The following is a 7987-nucleotide window of genomic DNA, read 5'->3' as shown; positions in this document are numbered from 1 at the left end:
TAACGATATTTACAACAGCAGATACTCCTCGTGCTATTGGAGCAATTTAGTTGTGAATTGCTTTCATTCTTTGATTTAACGATATTTACAACAGCCCATTGATGTACCATCAACGATATCACCAGTTGTGAATTGCTTTCATTCTTTGATTTAACGATATTTACAACAGCTCGAGATGCTGAGAAGGCGCGTAAAGATGCGTTGTGAATTGCTTTCATTCTTTGATTTAACGATATTTACAACAGCAAAGTCAGCTAACTATGTTATGGGATTACAGTTGTGAATTGCTTTCATTCTTTGATTTAACGATATTTACAACAGCTAGATACAAATTTAATACTTTCAGCATTAGGTTGTGAATTGCTTTCATTCTTTGATTTAACGATATTTACAACAGCATGAGGTGACAGCTGAAGTTGATACCGAGCGTTGTGAATTGCTTTCATTCTTTGATTTAACGATATTTACAACAGCCATTGATTGAAGTAGGTTAAATTGCATGAAGTTGTGAATTGCTTTCATTCTTTGATTTAACGATATTTACAACAGCTTTGATGCGGTTATATACCGTTATTACACTGTTGTGAATTGCTTTCATTCTTTGATTTAACGATATTTACAACAGCCTGTTGTATTTTTTTACACCACGTTTGCGTGTTGTGAATTGCTTTCATTCTTTGATTTAACGATATTTACAACAGCTTCGTAATCTTTTGGATCACTTCAAATTTAGTTGTGAATTGCTTTCATTCTTTGATTTAACGATATTTACAACAGCCAGAGATATACAACGAATCATACAGCATTGGTTGTGAATTGCTTTCATTCTTTGATTTAACGATATTTACAACAGCCCATCATTATCTTTAAATACATCATCAACAGTTGTGAATTGCTTTCATTCTTTGATTTAACGATATTTACAACAGCCAAGTCGATTCTTATCGATAATACGGGTGTGTTGTGAATTGCTTTCATTCTTTGATTTAACGATATTTACAACAGCTTAACCAAAATTTCCAGAACTTCAGGGAGTGTTGTGAATTGCTTTCATTCTTTGATTTAACGATATTTACAACAGCGCAGGCTACCGAAACGAATCGGAAGATTGAGTTGTGAATTGCTTTCATTCTTTGATTTAACGATATTTACAACAGCAAAAATACCTTTTGGTCGTGGTGTCTGTAAGTTGTGAATTGCTTTCATTCTTTGATTTAACGATATTTACAACAGCACTGTCCGGGAAGAAAACCGCATTAAGGATGTTGTGAATTGCTTTCATTCTTTGATTTAACGATATTTACAACAGCAGATGAATACGGAGGGAAGATTTACGGGATGTTGTGAATTGCTTTCATTCTTTGATTTAACGATATTTACAACAGCTTTCGGTGCCGCAAGTTTTTACGGAAACTAGTTGTGAATTGCTTTCATTCTTTGATTTAACGATATTTACAACAGCTTACTATTGTGAAGATGATTCCCTTTGTGAGTTGTGAATTGCTTTCATTCTTTGATTTAACGATATTTACAACAGCCTACACGAGCTGCTGAAAGTTGAGCGCCCCGTTGTGAATTGCTTTCATTCTTTGATTTAACGATATTTACAACAGCGGCGCAGATACAAGCCAATATAGCATTAAGGTTGTGAATTGCTTTCATTCTTTGATTTAACGATATTTACAACAGCTTAGATGAACTACTTGGTAGACCTATAGAAGTTGTGAATTGCTTTCATTCTTTGATTTAACGATATTTACAACAGCTCAATGGACAGGTTATGAGGACTTAGACATGTTGTGAATTGCTTTCATTCTTTGATTTAACGATATTTACAACAGCCATGGATATAATGTCACTGTATAGAACTAAGTTGTGAATTGCTTTCATTCTTTGATTTAACGATATTTACAACAGCCTTAGATACTGGCAGTGTTGTTGTTAGTGTGTTGTGAATTGCTTTCATTCTTTGATTTAACGATATTTACAACAGCCGAAGTTAAGTCTGTTTCAAATGACCTTAAGTTGTGAATTGCTTTCATTCTTTGATTTAACGATATTTACAACAGCATACCATGCTGTATAATTCTTTAAATCAATTCGTTAAACGTAAAATTACAAAACAAAAAATCCAAGCTTGAACACTTGGATTTTTTGTTTAATAGCACTTTCCAATATCCTAATTTCTTTAAAATAGTTCTAGCTGCTGTGGGGTATCCGGTCTTTTTGTTATTTCTTTTCCAATAAAAAGCTCAATATCTCCAAATTGCCGATCCGTAATTGTTAAGATACCGATATGGCCTTTTTCCGGAAGCAGCCGCTTTATCCTTCGCAGATGGACATCCGCATTCTCGCGGCTATTGCAATGCCGGAGATAAATTGAAAATTGAAACATAACAAATCCGTCCTGCATAATTTCTTTACGAAATTTGGCATGTGCCTTCCTGTCCTTTTTGGTTTCGGTAGGTAAATCAAAAAATACTAAAATCCACAAAACGCGATATTGATTTAGTCTCTCCAATATATTTACAATTCTGGATAATTAATCTTCCGACTGACGCCTTCATAACACCTCGCCAATGATGCTGTTGTACGAGATATTCCTACCAACAATGGGCTAGTCATATCGTCAAACTTTACATCCAATTGTGGCAACTGTAACAGTCGAACCTTTAAATCTGTAGTCAGTTCTCTTAATGCATCAACACCAAAGTCTTGGACCAAACTATAAACAATACGGTCCACATAGGGACGATAAGGTTCCATAATATCATCGGCCAGACAGTAGGCATTATACTTATTACGGTGAAAAATGCCCAACGTGGGGAGTAATCCTGAAGAGACCAACGCCCTGGCAACTGCTGCTCTCAGTATGGCATATCCGTAATTTAATAAATTGTTGGGTGGCTCACCTCCTCTACCCCTATTGAATGATGTAAACTCACTAAATATGGTTTGCCAATAATAAGCAGCAGCTCTCCCTTCGTAGTTATCTGGATCGCCGGATTTTACCGAGCGCGACCACCTAAACATATTAGTGACATCATAACCTAATTCTTCCAAAACCCGCCCTTGATTGTATATCTTCTGCTGTATGGTTTGCTGCCACAACTGTTTCTTTAATGGGGCAGAAGCTTCAATTTGATAGCGAAATCGTTCACTTTGAGTAAGTCCTCCATCTAGTGGCAGTATCAAACCTGTGGGCATGTGACTGCTGTCACATGAAATGATGGCTACATTGTTTTCTAATAGCGCCGAAATGCATCCGTGTGAAATGGTAATCTGCTGATTTTCCATTAATAGTACACCTATATCTTCGATTGGAACAGTTTTACTGTCCTTTTCTTTGTCAGGATAAGTGACCAATAATTGCTTATTGGAATGACTGAGATAGGTCGGATTTGAAAATACTAGTGTACGTTTTATCATCGCCCTTGCATTTTAGTATTCACCTACTTGAACTATCTCACCTAAGTGATTAATTCTTACCTTAACAATACCATTTATACCATTCAATCCCTCGCGTCTCCATAATTTACCCTTGGTTTTCGAATTATCTTCAACATTTGTTTCCAAGTGATGGCGGAAAAAGTAATCCTTTATCGTAAATTTCTGAACCCTAAAAAGATTTTCACTAATCAATTTGTAACTGTTGCGATCGAAGAAATTGATTTGTTTTGGATCAAAGTCTTCCGAAGGAAATAGGAACATTTCATTTTGCTTCATCGAGAAAAGAAACTTCCAGCCCAAATGTTGATTATAATCTTTATCAATTATTGAAAAACCGCTATTCACACGAGCTACGGCTTCATAAAATGATACTATCCTTTCTTGTAATGCGCCATTTTCATCCGCATATATAGCCACATGATGGTTATTTCCTGTACTTACAAAATCTACAGGCATAGTGTTGCCATCTTTATCTTTTAATACCTGTCCAAAATGATCTTTCTTCGTATGCAAGGCTTCTGCATTCTTGACTCCAGATATCGTAACTCTTTTAATGGCTATTCCTTTCTCCTCATTTAACCATATCGGATTATTCTCCAAATCTGAAAATGCTTTTTTAGTATCTCCACCGTATGCTGATAGCCGCTGTTCTAAAACACGTTTTACTCCTCGGTCTATAACTTTTTCGATCTTCAAATCGGGCCCAATCGCTTTGCGAATGGTATAGTCTTCTTCTAACCAAACCAATTTTACCTTTTCGGGGACAGCAAGCTGTCTTTGCTGGTCAAAATAAATCGGACTTTTAATCGGTGAATTTTTACCTGTAAATGCTTTTTTGGGATCATTACCGTATGCAGTGAGGCGATCTAATAAAGCTGAGCGATATCTTGGGTTTGAAACCATAGCAATAGTTGCCGCATCAAATTTTGCTGATATTTTTTCTTCTTTTGAAGTATACTGCAGAATCTTTCCATAGATGGTTTCTTTATGAAGCTGTCCTCTGGGCGTTAAAACTTCTTGCGCCTCTTTTTTGCCGTCAATTTTATTGCGATTCTTTGTGACAACTTTATTCTTAGCCTTATGTGAAACTAAAATACGCTCTAAATGCGCTTTGACAATTGATCTGAAATGAGCAATCGGTTCTTTAAAGAAACGTTTTCGATTTCCTAAATCGTCGCGATCCACGTAGGTCTCTTTCATTTCAATGGCTTTAATGGTACTGAAAAACTCACTTTTCTCATTCTTTCGCGCATTTAAATGATTGAGATATTGAATATGGCTATGCTTAGTAAAAGCGACAGTAATCGCATCCATAGCGTGATGCCGGTGATCATTTCGCTTGCTCCAATCTTTGATTACTTCTTTTCTATTACCATCTTTGGTTTCGAGGTACTCGGTCAAACCAACCGCTTTAAATTTGGGCAGGTTTAATTCTTTCATCACACTGACCAATCCCCAATCCTCACGCAATCGATCGGTAACTGATCCTGAAGTAGAAATGACCGATGGTGTAATTTCAAAAAGCATGGCTTTTGCCTTTTTAGCAATGTACTGCGAATCTCGCAAATCTCGCTCGATAAAACCTTCGCCAATATCGGATCCGCGCATAAGCAGCTTTCTATACTTGGATCGGGATACGCCCTCTTCTCTCAAATTAAACAATCTTTCAACTCTTGCCTCATAGGCCTCAATCCCATCTTCGCCAAATTTCGTATGGATGTAATCAAATGCCGTTTGATTTCCTTTTTCAATATTGACATTTCGGGGAACTAAAACTTTATTAGAAAAACTATCATCAAATAATCGGGATTGCGGAATGATATGGTCGATATCATATACATTGGTAAATAGATCTTTTCGTTGAATATATTCATTGGTATAAAGATTTTTATACCCATTATTTTTCAGCTCTTGGTAAAGCTTGAAACGAATAATGTCATTACGCGTTGGATTTTTTATTCCATCTTCAGTTTGCAAGATATTAATGATCTTTTCGTGTTCTGCCTTTGATGTATTAATTGCTTTTGTCAGTTCCTCACGCTCTTTTGCGTTCTTCTTTAATTCTCTAGCCAGTTCTATCCGAATTTCATCAAACCTAAAATCAGCTTCTTTACCTTCTTGTACAAGCTTATCATTTTCAGTATCGATCAACGTGTTGACAACGTTGACCATTTGGTTTAATATTTTTTCAACAACAGGGTTTCTTAAACTATTTTTAGGTAGAATATCCAAGTGGTCTTTGAGCACTCTATTGGTAAGTTGTTCTTTAGTCAAAGATGATTTGGAATGATTGTAGCCAGCCAGTTTGCATGCAGCACTGTATTCAGCATCTTGAATGTAGGGATAAATCTGACGCATAGCTTTTGTGCTCAAATTTCCATAATCATCCTGTAGGGCGATTTTACCAATAATCTTGGCTTGATCAAGGCTAAAACCAAATTTAAGGTTCAACTGATTATAGAGTCGATCCATACCTGTTTTAGAGTCATCTTCCTCATATGAATAGAGCAAATGCCACAATTGATAAGACAATTGTTTTTCAAAATCATCGCCTTGCAGTTGTGCATCAAAATCTAAAATGAAAGTATTTATGCCCAAATGCTGAAATATTCTCCGAATCATATCCTTAATCTCGGATACAGGTTTATCTAGATCGGATAATGTAATTTCGTCCTTGTTGAGCTTAATCTTTAATTCATTACGAACATCGTATCCCTCCATATCCAAAATATCCAGATAGGCGTTGTATAGCGCAGCATTCGTACTATTTCCTTCAAGTTCAGTATAATTCAATTCCCATTCTTTGGGTTTTCCTTCGATTAAACTTAAGACCTGGTGAGCGCTAAGTTTTCCCTTGAGATTCAACGTTTCAAACAAGTATTTTTTCTGCTCCTCTGCGAGATTGTAAACCTCTTTGTTCGTCTTATTCCTGAGCTTTACATTATTGAGCTGCTGCCATATCTTAAATTCCTGGAACATAGGAGACGATTTGGGGGCAACACGTAAGCCTATAACTTTATTTTTTCCGTTGACAACAACTTCGCGTTGCTCAAACTCACAGAAGCTTATCAATCCTTTTTGAGATTTTAATTTGCGTTGATAAAAGATAATGATATCACGGATCTCCTCTTTAAGCTGTTCGGTGAGACAGTGGTGGAACTGGCTCTGTACACTCCAGATTTTTTCAAACTCATCCAAATAATCCTGACGATAGAATACCTGATTTTTTAATCTCGCATGTGTATTTTGTTGCAGTTGATTAAATAAATATTGCCCAACAGTCTGTTTGTTAAAATATAGCTCTTTACTACGGTCGCTGATGGCACCCAGATATCCGGATGAGTTTGTGAGCTGTCCATTAATTTCTGCAATGATATAGGCGACCTCTTCTTTTTCCAATTGCTTTGTCAGTCCATCTTTTCGCCATTGGTAGGCTTGAATCTTTTTCTCTTCTCTCGTTCCCTTATTCTCCGCTGTGTTGAATTTGTACTTTGACCAAATGATAGCAGATGTAGCCCGCAATCCTTTTCCTTTGAGCTCTTCTTTAAAATCCGGTGTCAATAGATCAGGATAATAGTTAGCTTGGAAATCCCAGATCAAGTCTAGCTCGCGCTGCAGATCTGACCGATAAAAATCAGGTAGCTTTTTCTTTCCTTCTTTTAGTAATTGATATACAAATGCTCCTGGTGGAAGGTTTTCATGGTAAAGCTTTTTAGCTACTTCAATTCCGTCCACCAACTGTCCTTCATCTTCTTTATTAACTTTACGACTACTTTTATATCCTCTTTTTTTATTGATCATTAACAATACCCGGGCTAGCTCTTCCAGTCCTATTTCTTTGGATGCTGCTGTTGCACGAAGTGCATAGGTTTCGAAAGTAGATTTATTTCCGTTTTCAGTTAATATACTTTTATCGTCAATCCATTTTTCTCTTTTTAAGACTTCGATGAGATTGTCTCTTCTTAATTTGAAGCGTTGTAAGTTGCGCCTTGCAGATCTTGCTAACGTTCGGCCGGCATTGGTTGTTATAGGCTTGCCTTTTTCAAAATTAAGTTGCTCATCTGTCGTTAATGGATTGACACGTACGCCTAATTTTTCAATTTTGGAAATTTCATTGTCATCCTGAGCTTCCAATACATATGCCCAACCAATAGAACTGGTTCCTAAATCAAGTCCAAGTATTCTTTTCATCATATGATCAATTTGGTACAATATTATTCAATACTAAATAAAAATATTCTCTTATTTTACGGCAAACCATAATTGCTATACGAAAATCTTTTCTATATTTGCTATGAAAGCAATTCACAATAAGGATTATTTCCGTTGTGTAAACATTTAGCGCCTCGTCTATCTACGGGGCATTTTTATTTTCGAAATAACCCACTAGCTGTTTTTTGCGAGTGATAACGACTAATAGTTTAAGTCAATTTTTAATCAAAGATCTTGCATTTAGTATGCTAAAAATTCAGAAATCTACTTAGCAAGCTCCTAAATAGTGTAGGTCTAGTTATACCACATCTTAAACATACAATTT

At 36.1% G+C, this 7987-nt stretch carries 3 protein-coding genes and 1 CRISPR repeat array; all 3 genes read right to left on the bottom strand.

Annotation, left to right across the window (positions count from 1 at the left end):
* Positions 1–49: 49 nt before the first annotated feature.
* A CRISPR array of direct repeats spans positions 50–2070; the repeat unit is 46 nt; unit sequence GTTGTGAATTGCTTTCATTCTTTGATTTAACGATATTTACAACAGC.
* A 118-nt stretch (positions 2071–2188) separates the two neighbouring features.
* From cas2 to cas9, 3 genes are read right to left on the bottom strand one after another with little or no spacing between them, the layout of a single operon-like run.
* The gene (gene cas2, locus B2107_RS05435) at positions 2189–2521 is read right to left on the bottom strand and encodes a CRISPR-associated endonuclease Cas2 (RefSeq protein ID WP_209579667.1); all 333 of its coding nucleotides are present in this window, start codon (positions 2519–2521) and stop codon (positions 2189–2191) included.
* Between the two features lie 5 nt (positions 2522–2526).
* Positions 2527–3429, bottom strand: a complete 903-nt coding sequence (gene cas1 / locus B2107_RS05430) for a type II CRISPR-associated endonuclease Cas1 (protein ID WP_293953842.1) — start codon at positions 3427–3429, stop codon at positions 2527–2529.
* 12 nt (positions 3430–3441) lie between these two features.
* Positions 3442–7641 carry a type II CRISPR RNA-guided endonuclease Cas9 gene (cas9, locus tag B2107_RS05425; RefSeq protein ID WP_293953840.1) on the bottom strand — a complete coding sequence of 1400 codons (4200 nt, stop codon included), beginning with the start codon at positions 7639–7641 and terminating at the stop codon, positions 3442–3444.
* Positions 7642–7987 lie beyond the last annotated feature (346 nt).

The organism is Sphingobacterium sp. UBA7855, assembly GCA_002500745.1.
Taxonomy (GTDB): domain Bacteria; phylum Bacteroidota; class Bacteroidia; order Sphingobacteriales; family Sphingobacteriaceae; genus Sphingobacterium.
This window is presented reverse-complemented; position numbering and strand designations above follow the sequence as displayed.